Origin of the sequence: Pseudonocardia sp. D17, from assembly GCF_036984265.1 — a bacterium.
Lineage (GTDB): Bacteria > Actinomycetota > Actinomycetes > Mycobacteriales > Pseudonocardiaceae > Pseudonocardia > Pseudonocardia benzenivorans.
Window position 1 is genome coordinate 18,034 of sequence record NZ_BPRG01000101.1, and the last position, 16,084, is coordinate 34,117.

18 protein-coding genes are annotated in these 16,084 nt (G+C 74.2%); 8 read left to right on the plus strand and 10 right to left on the minus strand.

Features of this window, described 5'->3' with window-relative positions:
• Nucleotides 1-227 precede the first annotated feature (227 nt).
• Together fdhD and PSD17_RS17070 are read left to right on the plus strand one after the other, a co-directional pair.
• Nucleotides 228-1,055, plus strand: a complete 828-nt coding sequence (fdhD, locus tag PSD17_RS17065) for a formate dehydrogenase accessory sulfurtransferase FdhD (protein WP_013675411.1) — start codon at nt 228-230, stop codon at nt 1,053-1,055.
• Nucleotides 1,052-1,423: a VOC family protein gene (locus PSD17_RS17070; protein ID WP_339123462.1), complete on the plus strand. Its 372-nt coding sequence runs from the start codon at nt 1,052-1,054 to the stop codon at nt 1,421-1,423. The genes fdhD and PSD17_RS17070 overlap by 4 nt, the downstream gene beginning before the upstream one ends.
• A 148-nt stretch (nt 1,424-1,571) precedes the next feature.
• On the opposite strand, the gene PSD17_RS17075 is transcribed toward PSD17_RS17070, so the two are convergent.
• From PSD17_RS17075 to dop, 5 genes are all read right to left on the minus strand, one after another.
• The gene (locus tag PSD17_RS17075; RefSeq protein WP_339123464.1) at nt 1,572-1,940 is read right to left on the minus strand and encodes a VOC family protein; all 369 of its coding nucleotides are present in this window, start codon (nt 1,938-1,940) and stop codon (nt 1,572-1,574) included.
• A 50-nt stretch (nt 1,941-1,990) separates the two neighbouring features.
• On the minus strand, nt 1,991-2,794 hold the full coding sequence (gene prcA / locus PSD17_RS17080) for a proteasome subunit alpha (protein ID WP_013675414.1): 804 nt from the start codon (nt 2,792-2,794) through the stop codon (nt 1,991-1,993).
• 124 nt (nt 2,795-2,918) lie between these two features.
• Entirely contained in the window at nt 2,919-3,782 is an 864-nt protein-coding gene (gene prcB, locus PSD17_RS17085; protein ID WP_199796625.1) for a proteasome subunit beta, read from the minus strand.
• Nucleotides 3,783-3,981: 199 nt separating this feature from the next.
• The gene (locus PSD17_RS17090; protein ID WP_013675416.1) at nt 3,982-4,179 is read right to left on the minus strand and encodes a ubiquitin-like protein Pup; all 198 of its coding nucleotides are present in this window, start codon (nt 4,177-4,179) and stop codon (nt 3,982-3,984) included.
• A 174-nt stretch (nt 4,180-4,353) separates the two neighbouring features.
• Nucleotides 4,354-5,853, minus strand: a complete 1,500-nt coding sequence (gene dop, locus PSD17_RS17095; protein ID WP_013675417.1) for a depupylase/deamidase Dop — start codon at nt 5,851-5,853, stop codon at nt 4,354-4,356.
• A 125-nt stretch (nt 5,854-5,978) separates the two neighbouring features.
• Between dop and PSD17_RS17100 the strand changes: the two genes are divergently transcribed.
• Nucleotides 5,979-6,545 carry an NUDIX domain-containing protein gene (locus PSD17_RS17100; RefSeq protein ID WP_339123469.1) on the plus strand — a complete coding sequence of 189 codons (567 nt, stop codon included), beginning with the start codon at nt 5,979-5,981 and terminating at the stop codon, nt 6,543-6,545.
• On the opposite strand, the gene lpdA is transcribed toward PSD17_RS17100, so the two are convergent.
• A complete protein-coding gene (gene lpdA, locus PSD17_RS17105) occupies nt 6,535-7,944 on the minus strand; it encodes a dihydrolipoyl dehydrogenase (protein ID WP_339123471.1) in 1,410 nt (469 codons plus the stop codon). The genes PSD17_RS17100 and lpdA overlap by 11 nt on opposite strands.
• 90 nt (nt 7,945-8,034) lie before the next feature.
• Nucleotides 8,035-8,565 carry a MarR family winged helix-turn-helix transcriptional regulator gene (locus PSD17_RS17110; protein WP_339123473.1) on the minus strand — a complete coding sequence of 177 codons (531 nt, stop codon included), beginning with the start codon at nt 8,563-8,565 and terminating at the stop codon, nt 8,035-8,037.
• A gap of 89 nt (nt 8,566-8,654) precedes the next feature.
• Here PSD17_RS17110 and PSD17_RS17115 point away from each other — a divergent pair, with 89 nt between their 5' ends.
• The gene (locus tag PSD17_RS17115; protein ID WP_339123475.1) at nt 8,655-9,215 is read left to right on the plus strand and encodes a YceI family protein; all 561 of its coding nucleotides are present in this window, start codon (nt 8,655-8,657) and stop codon (nt 9,213-9,215) included.
• Between the two features lie 162 nt (nt 9,216-9,377).
• Here the strand turns inward: PSD17_RS17115 and PSD17_RS17120 are convergent, their stop codons facing one another.
• Together PSD17_RS17120 and PSD17_RS17125 are read right to left on the minus strand one after the other, a co-directional pair.
• Nucleotides 9,378-10,205: an SDR family oxidoreductase gene (locus tag PSD17_RS17120; RefSeq protein ID WP_339123477.1), complete on the minus strand. Its 828-nt coding sequence runs from the start codon at nt 10,203-10,205 to the stop codon at nt 9,378-9,380.
• A gap of 118 nt (nt 10,206-10,323) precedes the next feature.
• The gene (locus PSD17_RS17125) at nt 10,324-10,764 is read right to left on the minus strand and encodes a MarR family winged helix-turn-helix transcriptional regulator (RefSeq protein WP_339123478.1); all 441 of its coding nucleotides are present in this window, start codon (nt 10,762-10,764) and stop codon (nt 10,324-10,326) included.
• 114 nt (nt 10,765-10,878) lie between these two features.
• On the opposite strand from PSD17_RS17125, the gene PSD17_RS17130 reads away from it, so the two are divergent.
• Complete coding sequence (locus PSD17_RS17130; RefSeq protein ID WP_339123479.1) at nt 10,879-11,592, plus strand: AraC family transcriptional regulator; 714 nt, start codon at nt 10,879-10,881, stop codon at nt 11,590-11,592.
• Nucleotides 11,593-11,677: 85 nt separating this feature from the next.
• Here the strand turns inward: PSD17_RS17130 and PSD17_RS17135 are convergent, their stop codons facing one another.
• Nucleotides 11,678-12,088, minus strand: a complete 411-nt coding sequence (locus PSD17_RS17135) for a VOC family protein (RefSeq protein WP_339123481.1) — start codon at nt 12,086-12,088, stop codon at nt 11,678-11,680.
• A gap of 70 nt (nt 12,089-12,158) precedes the next feature.
• On the opposite strand from PSD17_RS17135, the gene PSD17_RS17140 reads away from it, so the two are divergent.
• The 3 genes from PSD17_RS17140 to PSD17_RS17150 all read left to right on the plus strand — a co-directional run bounded on the left by PSD17_RS17140 (nt 12,159) and on the right by PSD17_RS17150 (nt 16,069).
• Nucleotides 12,159-14,954, plus strand: a complete 2,796-nt coding sequence (locus PSD17_RS17140; RefSeq protein WP_339123483.1) for an AAA family ATPase — start codon at nt 12,159-12,161, stop codon at nt 14,952-14,954.
• A 102-nt stretch (nt 14,955-15,056) separates the two neighbouring features.
• Nucleotides 15,057-15,542 carry a hypothetical protein gene (locus PSD17_RS17145; protein WP_013675427.1) on the plus strand — a complete coding sequence of 162 codons (486 nt, stop codon included), beginning with the start codon at nt 15,057-15,059 and terminating at the stop codon, nt 15,540-15,542.
• Nucleotides 15,539-16,069 (plus strand): YceI family protein, encoded by a 531-nt coding sequence (locus PSD17_RS17150; RefSeq protein WP_158703426.1) that lies wholly within the window; start codon nt 15,539-15,541, stop codon nt 16,067-16,069. Before PSD17_RS17145 ends, PSD17_RS17150 begins: the two co-directional genes overlap by 4 nt.
• Nucleotides 16,070-16,084 lie beyond the last annotated feature (15 nt).

Here is a 16,084-nt window from a genome sequence, read left to right on the forward strand (position 1 = left end):
CGGCGATGCTAGCGAGGCGGCGGCGCCGCCGGAGTCGGTGTCGCCGTCCTCGTTCGCGGGCGTGCGGCGCGGTGATCCGGGACGGTGGCCGTGCGTGCCGGGCTCGCGCGCCGCCGGCCGGAGTCTCCGTACGAGCTCCGGTCGATCACCGGCCGCGACACGGCGGGCCGCGGGCTCCTACGCTGGGCAGTGGGTGGTCCGCGCAGGTCCACCGGACGGGAGTGGACATGGGTCGGGTCACGGTGCGACGACCGGTGCTGCGGATCGGGCCCGACGGGCAGCAGCGTCGCCGGCCGGACGCGCTGGCCGCCGAGGAGCCGCTGGAGATCCGCGTCGACGGCAGTCCGTTGTCGGTCACCATGCGCACCCCGGGACACGACGTCGAGCTCGCGCACGGCTTCCTGCTCACCGAGGGCGTGATCGGTTCGCCGCAGGACCTGCTGGCCGCGCGGTACTGCGACTCGGTCGACGACCAGGGCCGCAACACCTACAACGTCCTCGACGTCGCGCTGGCGCCGGGTGTGGAACCGCCGGACACCTCGTTGGAGCGCAACTTCTACACGACGTCGTCGTGCGGGGTGTGCGGGAAGGCCTCCCTCGACGCGGTGAAGCTGAAGTCCCGCTTCCCCCCCGCCGCCGACCCGGTGCGCGTCGACTACCGCACGATCGTCACGCTGCCCGACGCGCTGCGCGAGGCGCAGAAGGTGTTCTCCTCGACCGGTGGGCTGCACGCCGCGGGCCTGTTCACCGCCGACGGCGAGCTGCTCGTGGCCCGGGAGGACGTCGGTAGGCACAACGCCGTCGACAAGGTGCTGGGGCGTGCGCTGCTCGACGGCCGCATCCCCGCGACCGGGACGGTGCTGATGGTGTCGGGACGGGCGTCGTTCGAGCTGGTGCAGAAGGCGGTGATGGCCGGGGTGCCGATGATGACGGCGGTGTCGGCGCCGTCGTCGCTGGCCGTCGAGCTGGCCCTTGAGACGGGCATGACGCTCGTCGGGTTCCTGCGCGGCGAGACGTGCAACGTCTACGCCGGGGACGAGCGGATCGTGCTGTGAGCGGCGTGCGCGTCACCGCCCTCGACCACGTCGTGCTCGTCTCCCCCGACCCCGAGCGGCTCCTCGCCTGGTACCGCGACGTGCTCGGGCTGGAGGTCCTACGGCTGGAGCAGTGGCGGCGCGGCGAGGTGCCGTTCGCGTCGCTGCGGGTCAGCGCGGACACGATCGTCGACGTGCAGCGCGGCGAGCGCGACGGGGAGAACATGGGCCACATGGCGCTCGTCGTCGAGGGCGCCGGCCTCGCGGAGCTGGCGACCGCGCACGGCGTCGAGGGTCCGCGGTCGCTGTTCGGTGCCCGCGGCCAGGGCCGGGGCATCTACCTGCGCGACCCCGACGGCAACGGCGTGGAGCTGCGCACCTACTCCTGACCCTGCGCGGGCCCGGATCCTTCGTGGGCCCGGATCGTGCAGGAACGGCACTTTCCCGCAACCCAGTTGCGGGAAAGTGCCCTTCCTGACGGTCGGCGAGCCCAGCGGCGGCCCCAGCGGCGGCGCCGTGCCCGCCGCTCACGGGCGATCAGGCATACGGCGCCGTCAGGACCTCGAGGACGTGCCCGCTCGGCGAGTCGAAGTACATGCCGCGCCCGCCGTGGTCGGTGTTGTGCCCGGGCCTGCGATGCCACGGATCGGCCCAGGTGGCGACGCCGCCCGCGGCGAGCCGGGCGGCGACGTCGTCGAACTCGCGCTCGCTGATCAGGAACGCGTAGTGCTGTGCCGTGGTCTCGCCGGAGGTCATGAAGTCCAGGCTGACACCGTTGGCGACGGCGACGACGGTGAACGGCCCGTACCGGGTCGGCGCGGGCAACCCGAGCACGTCGGCGACGAACGCCGCCTCGGCGTCCTGGTCCCCCGCATGGACGATCGTGTGGTTCAGCTCGACGGCCATGCCCCCACCGTGCTCCCTCGACCCGGGTTCAGGTCAAGGGAGCGGGCACGTCACGACTCCGGGGTCGTGTCGGGCTCGGCGCCGGACGCGGCCGGGGCGTCGTCGCCGCCGACCTCGGGCGCGTCGTCCTGGGTCCCGCGGTTGGCGGCGGGCAGCAGCTCGCGCAGCGCGTTGCCGGTGATCCGGCGGAAGGAACGCCGCGGCCGGCCGCGGTCGAGGACGGCGACCTCCAGCGCGCCGACCCCGAGCACGCGCTCCTCGGCGGCCGCGCCGTTGCCCGGCGCGGCCACGGCCTGCAACCCGCCGACGGCGACGGCGATCGCGTCGGCCAGTTCCTGGCCCGGCTCGAACGTCTCGCCGAGCTTGGCGCTGATCGGCTCCGTCTGACCGCCCATCACGACGAACCGCGGCTCGTCGGTGATCGACCCGTCGTAGGTGATGCGGTAGAGCTGGTCGGACCCCGTGTCCTCACCGACCTCGGCGACGCACAGCTCGACCTCGAACGGCTTCTGCTGCTCGATGAAGATCGTGCCGAGGGTCTGCGCGTAGACGTTGGCCAGCCAGCGGCCGGTGACGTCGCGGCGGTCGTAGGAGTAGCCGCGGACGTCGGCGGCGCGGATGCCGCCGGTGCGCAGGTTCTCGAACTCGTTGTAGCGGCCGACGGCGGCGAAGCCGATGCGGTCGTAGATCTCGGAGACCTTGTGCAGCGCGGTCGAGTGGTTCTCCGCGACGAACAGCACGCCGCCGGCGTAGGTCAGCACGACGACGCTGCGCCCGCGGGCGATCCCCTTGCGCGCCAGCTCCGAGCGGTCGCGCAGGAGTTGGTCGACGGAGGAGTAGAACGGCATCGTCACGGGGAGCGCTCCAGGGTCGTGAGGTCGTGCGCGGCCCCGGCGGGAGACAGGGCTGCGAGCGTCGAGGCTGGGGGCGTCGAAGCGGGGGGCGTCGAGGCTGTGGGCGTCGAAGCGGGGGCCACGGTCAGCCGCCCGGCTTCTCCGTGCGGCCCGCGATCACCTGGTCGACGACGCCGGCGATCTCCTCCTCGGAACGCCGCTGGGCGCCCTCGGCGGTGATGCTCACGACGATCGGGTAGATGCGGCGCACCATGTCCGGGCCGCCGGTGGCGGTGTCGTCGTCGGCGGCGTCGTAGAGCGCCTCGACGGCCGTGCGGATCGTCGTCGCCAGGTCGTTCGCGGGGTCGTGCAGCTTCTTCAGCGCCGACTTCGCGAAGACCGACCCGGAGCCGACCGAGTGGTAGCCGAGCCACTCGTCGTAGCGGCCGCCGGTGGGGTCGTAGGTGACGATGCGGCCGGCCTTCGACGCGTCCGGGGCGTCGGTGTCGTAGCCGACGAACAGCGGCACGACGACGAAGCCCTGCATCGCGGCGCCGAGGTTCTGCCGGACCATCCCGGCGAGCTTGTTGGCCTTGCCGTCGAGCGAGAGCGGCACGCCCTCGATCTTCTCGTAGTGCTCGAGGTCGACGGTGAACAGCCGCACCATCTCCAGCGCGATACCGGCCGACCCGGCGATGCCGACCGCCGAGTAGGAGTCGGTGACGAAGACCTTCTCGATGTCGCGCTGGGCGATGACGTTGCCCGCGGTCGCGCGCCGGTCGCCCGCGATGACGACGCCGTCGGCGCAGACGAGTGCGACGATCGTGGTGCCGTGCGGGACGTCCAGGCCCGCGGCGCCGTGCGCCGCCGCCTGCGCGTGCGTCGACCGGCCGGGCAGCAGGTGGGGCGCGGTGGCGGCGACGTAGTCGGTGAACGACGCGGTCGCCGGGGCGGTGAACGGGTCGAGCAGGCCGGGGTGTCGTGCGTCGAACGGCGACCGGTGGTCCATGGTCGGGTGCGTACCTCTCCCTCGTGCGGCCGGCAACCCTCGTCGGGCTCCCGGTCCCTGATCGTGACGTCCCCCGCGGGTGTGCCCCGGTGGCGGCGTCACACCGCCCGGCGAACCGGCCTGTACTGACCGGCCCACCGGGCGGCACGGTACTGCGCGCGGCCTGGCCGGCGCGCACCGGCCGGGGCCACGAGAGCGGCTACTGGCCGCCCTTCTGGACGTAGGCGCGGACGAACTCCTCCGCGTTCTCCTCCAGGACGTCGTCGATCTCGTCGAGGATGGTGTCGACGTCCTCGCCGAGCTTCTCGCGACGTTCCTGGCCCGCCGCTTCGGCGCCGGCGCCGTCCTCGTCGTCTCCGCCGCCACCGCCCTGACGCTTGGTCTGCTCCTGCGACATGGCCGTCTCCTCCTTGCGCCTGGGTCCCGGGGACGCCGCCAACTGCTGCGCCGGACCGGGGTCCGGTACGTCAACAGTACCGACCGGATCGCCGACACGCCCGTGATCGGGCCGCGCCGGGTCGGCGCGTCCCACCCTCCGGGTGGGTCGGGGGACGGGCCTGCCGGCGCCCGGTCAGCCGCGGGTCAGGGCCTCGACGAGCTCCTCGGCGGTCCGCGAGCCGTCGATCAGCTCGCCGACGTGCCGGCGGGTGCCGCGCAGCGGCTCGAGCGTCGGGATGCGGACCAGTGACTCGCGGCCGAGGTCGAAGATGACCGAGTCCCACGACGCCGCGGCCACCTCGGCCGGGTAGCGCTCGAGGCAGCGGCCCCGGAAGTAGGCGCGGGTGTCCTCCGGCGGGGCCTGCATCGCCGCGGTGATCTCCTCCTCGGTGACCAGCCGCTTGATCGAGCCGCGGGCGGCGAGCCGGTTGTAGAGGCCCTTGCCCATCCGCACGTCGGAGTACTGCAGGTCGACCAGCGCGAGCCGGCCGGCGTTCCAGCCCAGGCCGTCGCGCTCGCGGTAGCCCTCCAGCAGCCGCAGCTTGGCCGTCCAGTCGAGCCGGTCGGCGGTGCTCATCGGGTCGCGGGCCAGGTCGTCGAGGACCACGCCCCACAGCTGCAGCACCTCGGCGGTGTGCGGGTCGACGTCGGTGCCCTGCTGGGCCTCGACGTGCTCGCGGGCCTTGTCGAAGTAGACGCGCTGGATGTCCAGGCCGGTCATCTTCCGGCCGTCGAGCAGGTCGACGGTGGTGGTCAGCGACGGGTCGTGGCTGATCCGGTGCACCGCCTTGACGGGCTCGGCGAGCCGCATGTCGTCGAACCGCACGCCCTTCTCGATCATGTCGAGGACGATCGCGGTCGTGCCGACCTTGAGCAGCGTGGAGTACTCGCTCATGTTGGCGTCGCCGATGATGACGTGCAGCCTGCGGTACTTGTCGGCGTCGGCGTGCGGCTCGTCGCGGGTGTTGATGATGCCGCGCTTGAGCGTCGTCTCCAGCCCGACCTCGACCTCGATGTAGTCGGCGCGCTGCGAGAGCTGGTAGCCCACCTCGTCGCTCGACGGGCCGATGCCCACCCGGCCCGACCCGCACACGACCTGGCGCGAGACGAAGAACGGCGTGAGGCCGGACACGATCGACGGGAACGTCGTCTGCCGCGACATCAGGTAGTTCTCGTGGGTGCCGTAGCTGGCGCCCTTGCCGTCGATGTTGTTCTTGTACAGCTGGATCCGCGGGGCGCCGGGCACGGTGGCCGCGCGCATCGCCGCCTCCTCCATGACCCGCTCCCCCGCCTTGTCCCACACCACGACGTCGCGCGGGGTGGTGACCTCGGGCGTGGAGAACTCGGGGTGCGCGTGGTCGACGTAGAGCCGGGCGCCGTTGGTGAGGATGACGTTGGCGGCGCCGAGGTCGTCGAGCTCGGAGTCGTTCTGCGGGGCCAGCGTGGGCGCCGACAGGTCGAACCCGCGCGCGTCGCGCAGCGGCGACTCGACCTCGTAGTCCCAGCGGGCGCGGCGCGAGCGGGGGATGTCCTGTGCGGCGGCGTAGGCGAGGACGACCTGCGTGGACGTGATGACGGGGTTGGCGGTCGGGTCACCCGGGACGGAGATCCCGTACTCGACCTCCGTGCCCATGATGCGGCGGGCTGTCACGAACCGGCCCCGGCGACGACACGAGAGTGCATGTGACGAGCCTATCCCGCGTGCGCGGGGTGCCGGGGGCGGTGAGCGGCACACGCGGCCCTGCGAGACTCGGCGACGTGCCTGCCGACGACCCCGCCGCCGAGCTCATCGCGCTCTACGACGCCGCCGGGCACCAGGTCGGGGTCGCCGTCCGCGGTGAGGTCTACGCGAGGTCGCTGTGGCACGCCAGTGCCGGGGTCGTGCTGCGCAGCGGGGACGGCGCCCGGGTCTACGTCCACCGCCGGTCCGAGGCCAAGCTCGTCATGCCGGGGATGCACGACTGCATCGCCGGTGGCATCGTCGGTCCGGGCGAGACGCCGGAGGGTACGGCCGTCCGCGAGCTCGGCGAGGAGCTCGGTGTCCGCGACGTGCCGCTGACACCGTTGGTGTCGGCGTCCTGGGAGTCCGGACCCGGTCCGGGGCTGGGCGGTCCCGAGGGGCTGCGGACGCACCTGTTCGCGTTCGAGGCGCGCTGGGACGGCCCGGTCGTGCACCAGCCGTCGGAGGTCAGCGCGGGCTGGTGGATGCCCCTGTCCGAGCTGCGGGCGCGGCTGGCCGATCCGGGCTGGCCGTTCGCGCCCGACAGCCGGGTGCTCGTCGAGACGTGGCTGGGCCGGCGAGCCGGTCCGTGGGTCAGAAGTTGATCATGTGGCCGACCAGGCCGTGGATCGCTTCCTGCAGCGCCTCCGACAGCGTCGGGTGGGCGTGCACGTTGCGGGCGAGCTCGTGCGAGGTGAGGTCCCAGCGCTGCGCCAGCGTCAGCTCCGGGAGCAGCTCGGTGACCTCGGGGCCGATGAGGTGCCCGCCGAGCAGCTCGCCGTGGGTCTCGTCGGCGATCAGCTTGACGAAGCCCGACGCGTCACCCAGGCCCTGGGCCTTGCCGTTCGCCGTGAACGGGAACTTGGCGACGACGACCTTCCAGCCCTTCTCGTCGGCCAGCTCGCGGGCCTGCGCCTCGGTCCAGCCGAAGCTCGCGACCTGCGGCTGGCAGAAGGTGGCCCGCGGCATCATGACGTAGTCGAGCTCCATCGTCTCGGCGCCCGCGATGGTCTCGGCGGCGACGACGCCCTGGGCCTCCGCGACGTGCGCGAGCATCAGCTTCGCGGTGACGTCGCCGATCGCGTAGACGTGCTCGACGTTGGTGCGCATGAAGTCGTCGACGGCGATCGCACCGCGCTCGGTGAGCTGCACGCCCAGCTTCTCCAGGCCGTAGCCCTCGGTGCGCGGCTTGAACCCGATCGCCTGCACGACCTTGTCGGCGACGAGCTCGCGCTCGCCCTTCGCGTCGGAGACCCGGACGCTCACCTGGGCGCCGGAGTCGTCGATCGACTCGACCTTCGTCGAGGTCAGGACGGTGACGCCGAGCTTGCGGTAGTGCTTGGCCAGCTCCTTGGACACCTCGGCGTCCTCGAGCGGGAGCAGCCGGTCGAGGTACTCGACGATCGTCACGTCGACCCCGTAGTTGGCCATGACGTAGGCGAACTCGACCCCGATCGCGCCGGCCCCGGCGATGATCACGCTGCGCGGCAGGTCGCGCGTGACGATGTGCTCCTCGTACGTGACGACCTTGTCCGACAGCGACGTGCCGGGCAGCAGCCGGGTCTCGGTGCCGACGGCGATGATGACGTCGTCGAAGGTGACGGTCTGCGTCCCGCCGTCGTTGAGGGTGACCTCGACGGTGTGCCCGTCGACGAACGTGCCGCGCCCGTCGATCTCGGTGATCTTGTTCTTCTTCATCAGGAAGTGCACGCCCTTGACGCGGCCGTCGGCCACGACGCGGGAGCGGTCGAACGCGACGCCGTAGTCGAGCGAGACGTCCCCGGAGATGCCGAACGTCTTCTTCTCGTGGGTGAGGATGTGGGCGAGCTCGGCGTTGCGCAGCAACGCCTTCGACGGGATGCAGCCGACGTTCAGGCAGACGCCGCCCCAGTAGCGGTCCTCCACGACGGCGACGCTGCGGCCGAGCTGCGCGGCCCGGATCGCTGCGACGTAACCGCCGGGACCGGCGCCGAGGACGAGGACGTCGACATGGGTGTCTGCCATGGCGTCCACCCTATGACGCGGCCGGTGCGGACACCGCCGGGCGATGGCGAGACCCTCGCGACACCACCCGGTAGCCGGGAGCGGAGGTCGTCACGCCTGCTCCGGTGCGGTCTGCTCCGGCGCCCGGGCCTGCACCGCGCCCGTGTCGCCCGACATCGGCCACCGGCCCGGGGCCAGGGCCGCGACCAGCGCCTCGCTCGCCTCCCGCAGTGCGTGCTGCTGGGCACGGGTGAGCGGGTCGAAGACGGTGGCCCGGACGGTCTCGACGTGCCCGGGCGCCGCGGCCTCCAGCGCGGCCATGCCCTCGTCGGTGAGCTCGGCGAAGGCGCCGCGCCGGTCGGTCGCGCAGGTCGAGCGGCGCACCCAGCCGTTCTCCTCCAGCCGGGCGACCGCGTGCGAGAGCCGGCTGCGCGAGGACAGGGCGTTGTCGGCGAGCGTGCTCATCCGCAGGGTCCGGCCCGGTGCCTCCGACAGCCGGACGAGCAGCTCGTAGTAGGTCTGCGGCATCCCGGAGTCCTGCGACATCTGGCGCTCGACGCGGTCGAACACCAGGCGGGTCGCGGACAGGAACGCACGCCAGGTCCGTTGCTCGTCGTCGTCGAGCCAGCGTGTGTGCTCCACGTCACTCCCTCTATGGTTGAACCATCAACTGATGAGGACTAGCGTAGCTCTCAACAGATGAGCGCTCAACCAATCTTACGGAGGACGACATGACCGCCGCCACCACTCAGATCCCCGGTTACATCGCGGGTGTCTGGGACATCGACACCGCCCACTCGGACATCTCGTTCAGCGTCCGCCACATGATGGTCAGCAAGGTCAAGGGCCGCTTCGGCGCCTTCACCGGCGAGATCACCACGGGCGAGACCCTCGAGTCCTCCAGCGTCTCCGTCACCATCGACGCCACCTCCATCGACACCAACCAGGAGCAGCGCGACGCGCACATCCGCTCCGCCGACTTCTTCGAGACCGACGCCCACCCGCAGTGGACCTTCCGCTCCACCGCGGTGCGTGCCGGCGGAGAGGGCCTGCTCGTCGACGGCGACCTGACCATCAAGGGCGTCACCAAGCCCGTCACCCTCGACGTCGAGGTCGGCGGCTTCGGTCCGGACGCCTACGGCGGCACCCGCGCCGGCTTCACCGCCACCACCACGATCAACCGCAACGACTTCGGCGTCGACATCTCGATGCCGCTCGACGGCGGCGGCGTGGTCGTCGGTGAGAAGGTGCAGATCAGCCTCGAGATCGAGGCCGTGCTCCGCAACGCCTGATCGGGCTCCCCGCGGGGCCTCGGCCCCGGCGCCGGTTCGCCGGCACGTACGTCCCTCCCCACAGCGCTCCGGCGGTGTCGGTGCCAGCGGCGACGGTCATGACCTGACCGGAGACCGCGAGCGGCCGGCGCCGCCGTCGCTGTCTCGCCCCCGGATCCCCGGCTACGGAGCCGGCTGCCCGAGCACGGTCTCGTGGTAGGTCGTTCCGCGGCTCATCCGGAGGAGAGCAGCGACCGGCCGCACCGTGAGCGCCCTGGCGATCGCGTCGCCGATCCGCGGCGACAGCGCCTCGCCCAGCAGCAGCGTGTTCGCCCGCCGTGGCAGCACGACCCGTCGCCGTCGGTGTCGCACCGCCGCCACCACGGCGTTCCCCACGGTCTCGGCCGGCAGCGGGGTCATGTGCCGGAACGAGACCGGCAGGTCCGCCTCGGGAACGTCCCGCAGCAGGTCCGTGGCGGTCAGTGCCGGATGGATCACCGACACCCGGACGCCGTCGCCGGCGACCTCCTGGCGGAGGCTGTCGGAATACGCCGAGACCGCGTGCATCACGATCGCGTACGAGCCGAAGCGCGCGAAAGCCTTGCGGCCCATCACCGACGACATGGTGACCACGGTGCCCCCGCGTCGCCGCAGGCTCGGCAGGACGCGCCGCGTGAGGTCGATCATCCCGAACAGGCTCGCCTGCAGCGTCTGTCGGACGTCGTCGCCGAAGGCGGGGTCCTCGACGCCGCCGACCCGCCCGATCCCGGCGTTGTTCACCAGCACGTCGACGCCGCCGAAGCGGCTCAGTGCGGAGTCGACCAGCGCTGCCACCGCGGCGGGATCGGTGACGTCGGTCGGCACCGACAGCACCTCGCCGCCGAGAGCGCGCACCTCGCTCTCCACCTGGGCGAGCCCTTCCGCCGAGCGGGCCGCGAGCACGCGCGTGGCGCCCTCCCGGGCGAACGCGAGGGCGACGGCCCGGCCGATCCCGCGCGATGCTCCCGTCACCAGAACCACTTTGTCCGCGAACGTTGTGATCATCAGCTCAGCCTTGGTGTATATACAACATGTGCGTGCGACGTCGGGTCGGCGCGCAGGACTCGGTGCGCCGCTGTCGCCCGGCGGGTCAGCGGGTCGGCGGGTATCCCAGGTCGGCCGCCATCTCCTGCATCGCCAGGACGCCGGCCGTCCCGAGCAGCTCCGCAGCCTGCTCCTGGGCGCGCCGCCACGCGGGGACCACGGACTCGATCTTGGCGCGGCCCGCCGGGGTGATCGCGACCTCACGGACGCCCTTCGCGTCCGACGAGCAGGCCTCGATCCAGCCGTGCCGCATGAGGAGGCCCAGGTTCCTGCTGACCGTGGACCGCTCCAGCTGCAACGTCGCGCCGAGCGTCGCGGGCGGGCAGGGGCCGATCCGGCCGAGCGCGGCCAAGAGGTTGAGCTGGGCGATGGTCACGCCGTGGCCGTCGAGCGCCCCGTCGTAGAGCGCCGTGACGGCCCGCGCGATCAGGCGGACGCGGACCGCCAGACAGTCCTGCACGATCTCCTCGATCGACGAGCTGCTCACCGCTCCAATGTTGTAGATACATCATGCGAGGGTCAAGTCCGGTCGCCGCGGATCCCTGCTCCGCACCCCCCCGACGCGCCGGCCGGTGTCGGTGCCGGCCGCTACGGTCGTGAGGTGACCGGATACCGCGAGGTCCCGGCGCCGCCGTCGCTGCGTCCGGGGGTCGAGTGCGGCTGGCGGGTCGACGTGCCCGCCGACGCCGCGGTCTCGTCGGGCACGGTGCTGCCCGACGGGTGCATGGACCTCGTGTGGCTCGACGGGTGCGTCGTCGTCGCCGGGCCCGACACCGCCGCCCACGCCGTCACCCGCTCCCCCGGCTCCGCCACCGCAGGGTTGCGCCTGCGCCCCGGGGTCGCGCCCACCCTGCTCGGCGTACCGGCCACCGCGCTGCGCGACCAGCGGGTGCCGCTCACCGAGCTCAACCCGCTCGCGGCACGCAGGACGACGGAGCGGGTCGCGGCCGGGACCGACCCGCTGAGCGCGCTGGCCCGGCTCACCCGCGATCTCCGGGCCGACCGCGGTGCCCCCGACCCGGCCGTCCGCGTCGCCGCCCGGCACATCGCCGCCGGCCGCTCGGTCGCCGACACCGCCGAGGCCCTGGGGTGGACCGTCCGCACCCTGCACCGCCGCGCCGGGGCCGCGTTCGGCTACGGGCTCGCGACGTTGCGCCGCGTGCTGCGCTTCCGCGCCGCCGTCGCCCTCCTGGCGGCGGGGCGGGCGCCCGCGGACGTGGCGGCCACGGCGGGCTACGCCGACCAGCCGCACCTGCACCGCGAGGTGCGCGACCTCGCGGGCACGACCGTCGGCGCGTTGCGGCGGACTCCCTGACCGGGGACCCCACACCGCGCCGGTGACTCCGCCGGTGACTCCGCGGACGGCCCGGCTGCCGGGCCGGGACTCCCGGCGCCGGGGGTCAGCCGACCGTCGGTAGCGGCGCGAACAGGTCGACGCCGTTGCCGTCGGGGTCGAGCACGGTGGCGTAGCGCTGCCCCCAGAACGCGTCGAACGGCGCCAGCTCCCCGCGGTGCCCCGCTGCGGTGAGCTCGGCGTAGGCGGCGTCGACGGCGGCCGGGTCGTCGAGCAGGAACGCCAGGCCGATCCGGCCACCACCCGACGCGGGGGCAACCCAGCCGGGATGGAACGAACGGATCGTCGCCTCGGAGTCGAACGCCAGCCGCACGCCCCCGGGCAGGGCCACCTCGACGTGCGGCTCGGCGTCGGCGCCGTCGGGGACGGCGACCCCGAGCAGCCGGTAGAAGGCCAGCGCGGCGGCCATGTCCGCGGTGACGATGCCGACGACGTCCAGACGTGCGCAGATGCTCATGGGAGCCGACGGTAGGGCCGGCCGCCGCGGCCCGTCGTGAACGGATCGGACACCTGCCACACTTCCGGGCGTGCCGCTCGTGGGCCGGGAGTCCGAGACCGCCGCGCTGAGGGCCGCGCTCGACGACTGCCGGGCCGGCATCGGCACCACCGTGCTGCTCGCGGGCGAGCCGGGCATCGGCAAGACGACGCTCGCCGGCGCCGTCGCGGGCTGGGCCCGCGAGGCCGGGACGGTCGTCCTCACCGGGCGGACCGGGCCCGACATCGGGACGCCCCCGTTGTGGCCGTGGTGGCAGGTGCTGCACGGCCGCCCCGAGCACGACGTCCTCGCCGCGCTCCCCGAGGCCGACGGCGACGTCGCCGCGCTGCGCGGGCAGCGGTTGCGCGCCTTCGAGACCGTCGCCCGCGGCCTGCAGGACCGGCCCGGCGGGACCGTCGTCGTCCTGGAGGACCTGCACTGGGCCGACGAGGCCACCCTCGCGTTGCTCGCCCACGTCACCGGGCGCCCCGGCGTGCTCGCCGTCGGCACCTACCGCAGCACCGAACGGCCGCCCGCACTGCGGGCCGGTCTCGTCGCGCTCGACCGGGCCGGGGCTCGCCGGCTCGACCTGCGGACGTGGAGCGGCGCCGAGATCGCCGCGGTCGCCGCCGACGTACACCCCGGGTGGCGGCCGGTGCTGCTGGAGCTGTCGGGCGGGGTCCCGCTGCACGTCCGCGAGCTCGTCGCGACGCTCCGCGCGGCCGGTCTCGCCGACAGCCCGCCCGCCCGGCCCGGCTGGCCGCTCGGGATCCCCGCGAGTCTCGCCGACATCACCGCCGAGCGGCTCTCGCGGCTCTCCCCCACCGCCCGCGAGGCCGTCGGGGCGGCCGCCGTCGCCGGCGACGCCGTGGGCTGTGCCGAGCTCGCCGCGCTGTGCGGGCTCGGTGCCGACGACGCGCTGGCCGCCCTGGACGAGGCCGCCGGGGCCGGGCTGCTCGTCGCGAGCGGACCGGCACCCGACCGGCACGCCTTCCCGCACGCGCTGTTGCGCGACGCCGTCTACGCCGGGCTGCCCGCCGGTCGCCGGGTCGCGGTGCACCGGGCGGCGGCCGCCGCCGTCGCCGCGGGCACCATGCCCGGGGAGCCGGTGACGCACCTGCTCGCATCGGCGACCGACGAGCCGTCCCGGGCCGCCGCGGTCCGGGCGTGCCTCGCGGCCGCGGCCGGCTCCCGGGCCGTCCCCGACCGCGCCGCGGCGGTCCTCGACGCCGCGCTCGCGCTGCCCGGCGTCGCCGACGCCGACCGGTGCGCCCTGCTGCTGGCCGCCGCGGAGGCCGAGTTCGCCGCGGGGCTCGCCGAGGCGGCGAACCACCGGTGCACGACCGCGGCCGACCTCGCCGCGGGGCTCGACGGCCCGGCCCGTGCGGCGGTGCTCGCCCGGGCGAGCCTCGTCGTCAGGGGACTGGGCGGGCCGGTCAACACGACGGTCCTCGAGCTGGCCGGACGCGCCCTGTCCGCGCTCGCCGCCCACACCCCCGACGACGACGCCACGCGCGCCCGCGTCCTCGCGCAGCGCGCGCTGGCCGCCGCCGACGTCCTCGGGTTCGACGAGCTCGGCGACGACCCGGCCGAGGCGTTCCGGCTCGCCGAGCGCAGCGGCGACGGGCTGGCCCTCTTCGACGCGCTGCGGGCGCGCCAGCATGCCGCCAGCGGCCCCGACGGCGTCGCCGAGCGGCTCGAGATCGCCCGTCGGATGGCCGGGCTCACGCACCCGGCCGACGCCGGGCTGTGGGGCTCGATCTGGCGTATCGACGCGGCCCTCCAGCTCGGGACGATCGAGACCGTCGACGGCGAGCTGGCCCGGCTGGCGGTGCTCGCCGAGCAGCTCGGCTGGCCGCTGGCGCACTGGCACCGGCACCGGATGACCGCGGCCGTCGCGCTGCTGCAGGGCCGATTCGTCGAGGCCGAGGAGGCCGCCGACACCGCGCTGGACTGGGCGCGCCGGACCGAGGACCGCAGCGCGGTCGCGATCGACACCGCGTTCCGCACCGAGCTGCACCGGCTGCAGGGACGGGCCGGCGAGCTCGTGCCCGCGCTCGAGGACGCGGCCCGGCACGCGGGAACGATGCCGATCTTCCAGGCGCACGCCGGTTCCATGCTCGCCGCCGTCGGCGACACCGTCGGCGCCCGGTACTGGCTCGACCGGCTGCGACCGGTGCTCGAGGACCTCCCTCACGACGGACGTTGGCTCCCGACCGTCGCGTCGACCGCCCAGCTCGGCGCCGACCTCGGCGACACCGACGTCGCGGCGGTGTGCGCCCGGCTGCTGGCGCCGTACGCGGGCTACTTCATCGCGGGTGGCTCGGGGTCCGTGCGCTGCGACGGATCGGTCTCCCGCGTCCTCGGCGTCGCGACGGCCGCCGCCGGGTCGCGCGACGAGGCGATCCGCCACCTCGAGGCCGCCGTCGTCGCCGAGGACAGGGCGGGCGCGCTCCCCTACCGGACCATGTCGGAGATCGCGCTGGCCGGCCTGCTCGTCCAGGACCCCGCGCGGCTCGACCTCGCGAGGCTCGACGCCGCGGCGGGGCATGCGGAGCGGGCCGCGGCGACGGCCCGGCGGCTGGGCATGCCCGAGGAGCTGTGCCTGGCCGACGGCGTCCTCGTCACGATCCGGCGGGCCCGTCAGGACCGCACCGGGCTCACCCCCCGCGAGCGCGAGATCACCACGCTGCTGGCCGAGGGCCGGACGAACCGCGAGATCGCCGGCCGGCTCGTCCTGTCCGAGCGGACGGTCGAGTCGCACGTCGCCAACGTGCTGGGCAAGCTCGGCCTCGCCCGGCGGGCCCAGGTGGCGGGGTGGGTGGCCGAGCACGGGCCGGTTCGGTAGCGACGTCCGTAGCGGCACGGATCCGCATCGCCTCGGACCGCGCGACGGTGGCTCCCGACGGCGGGGCGAGGGCCCCGTCCACCACCGCTCCGGAGGTCGCCGATGTTCGCCACCATGCTCCCGCCCGCCGCGACGTCCCCGGCGCCGGCCGCCGAGGAGATCGCGCTGCGCCAGATCGCCGGACCGCGCGAGGTCGTCCTGCGGCTGCACGACGCCGCGGGCGACCCCGGCGCCGAGGCCTACGTCGTCGAGGCCGACGACGTCGTCGGCCCGGCGGGTGGGAAGGCCGCGATCGCCTCGGTGGTGACGTTCACCGGGCCGATGTCCCCCGCGGTCAAGCAGGCGGCGGACCGGGCGGAGCGGGACCGGATCGGACCGGAGATGGCCGCCCACGCCACGAGCACCGTCCGGGTGCTGCGGCTGTGGCAGCCCGAACGCCGCCGCAAGGTCGTGGTCGTCATGACCGTCGACCAACCGGCACTGGAGAGCGGCTTCCGCCGGATCACGACGATGGAGCTGCTGCCGGGCGAGGACCCGGCCCTGCTCCCGGGCCCCGACCACGTCGAGATCTTCGAGGTGTCGTCGTGACCGCGCGCCCGGCACCGACGGTCCACGACGGCTCGGGGGTGCGCGGGGTCGCCCCCGGCCGGCACCGGATCGCACCGACGCGCAGCACGCTCGCGTTCCGGGTCCGGGAGTTCGGCATGGTCACGGTCACCGGCACGTTCGCCGTGCTCGACGGGGAGGCCGTGGTCACCGACGGCGTCGCGCGGGTACGTGTCGTCGCCGACGCCGGGTCGTTCACCACCGGCAACCGGCGCCGTGACGCCGACGTCCGCGGCCACCGGTTCCTCGACGCCGCCACCTTCCCGGAGCTGACCTGGACCGGCGAGCTCGCCGACGGGACGACGACGGCGCCCGGCACGCTGCGGGTGCGCGACGTCGAGACACCCACTGCTGTCGAGGTCGCCGCCGTCGAGTCGGGCCGCGGCGTGACCCGGGTCCGGGCCCGGATGGTCGTCGACCGGTGTGCGGCGGGGGTGCCCGCAGGCCGGCTGATCGTGGCCCGGACCCTCGACGTCGACGCGGACCTGACGCTGCTGCGCGTCGCCTGACCACCCGCGCGGACG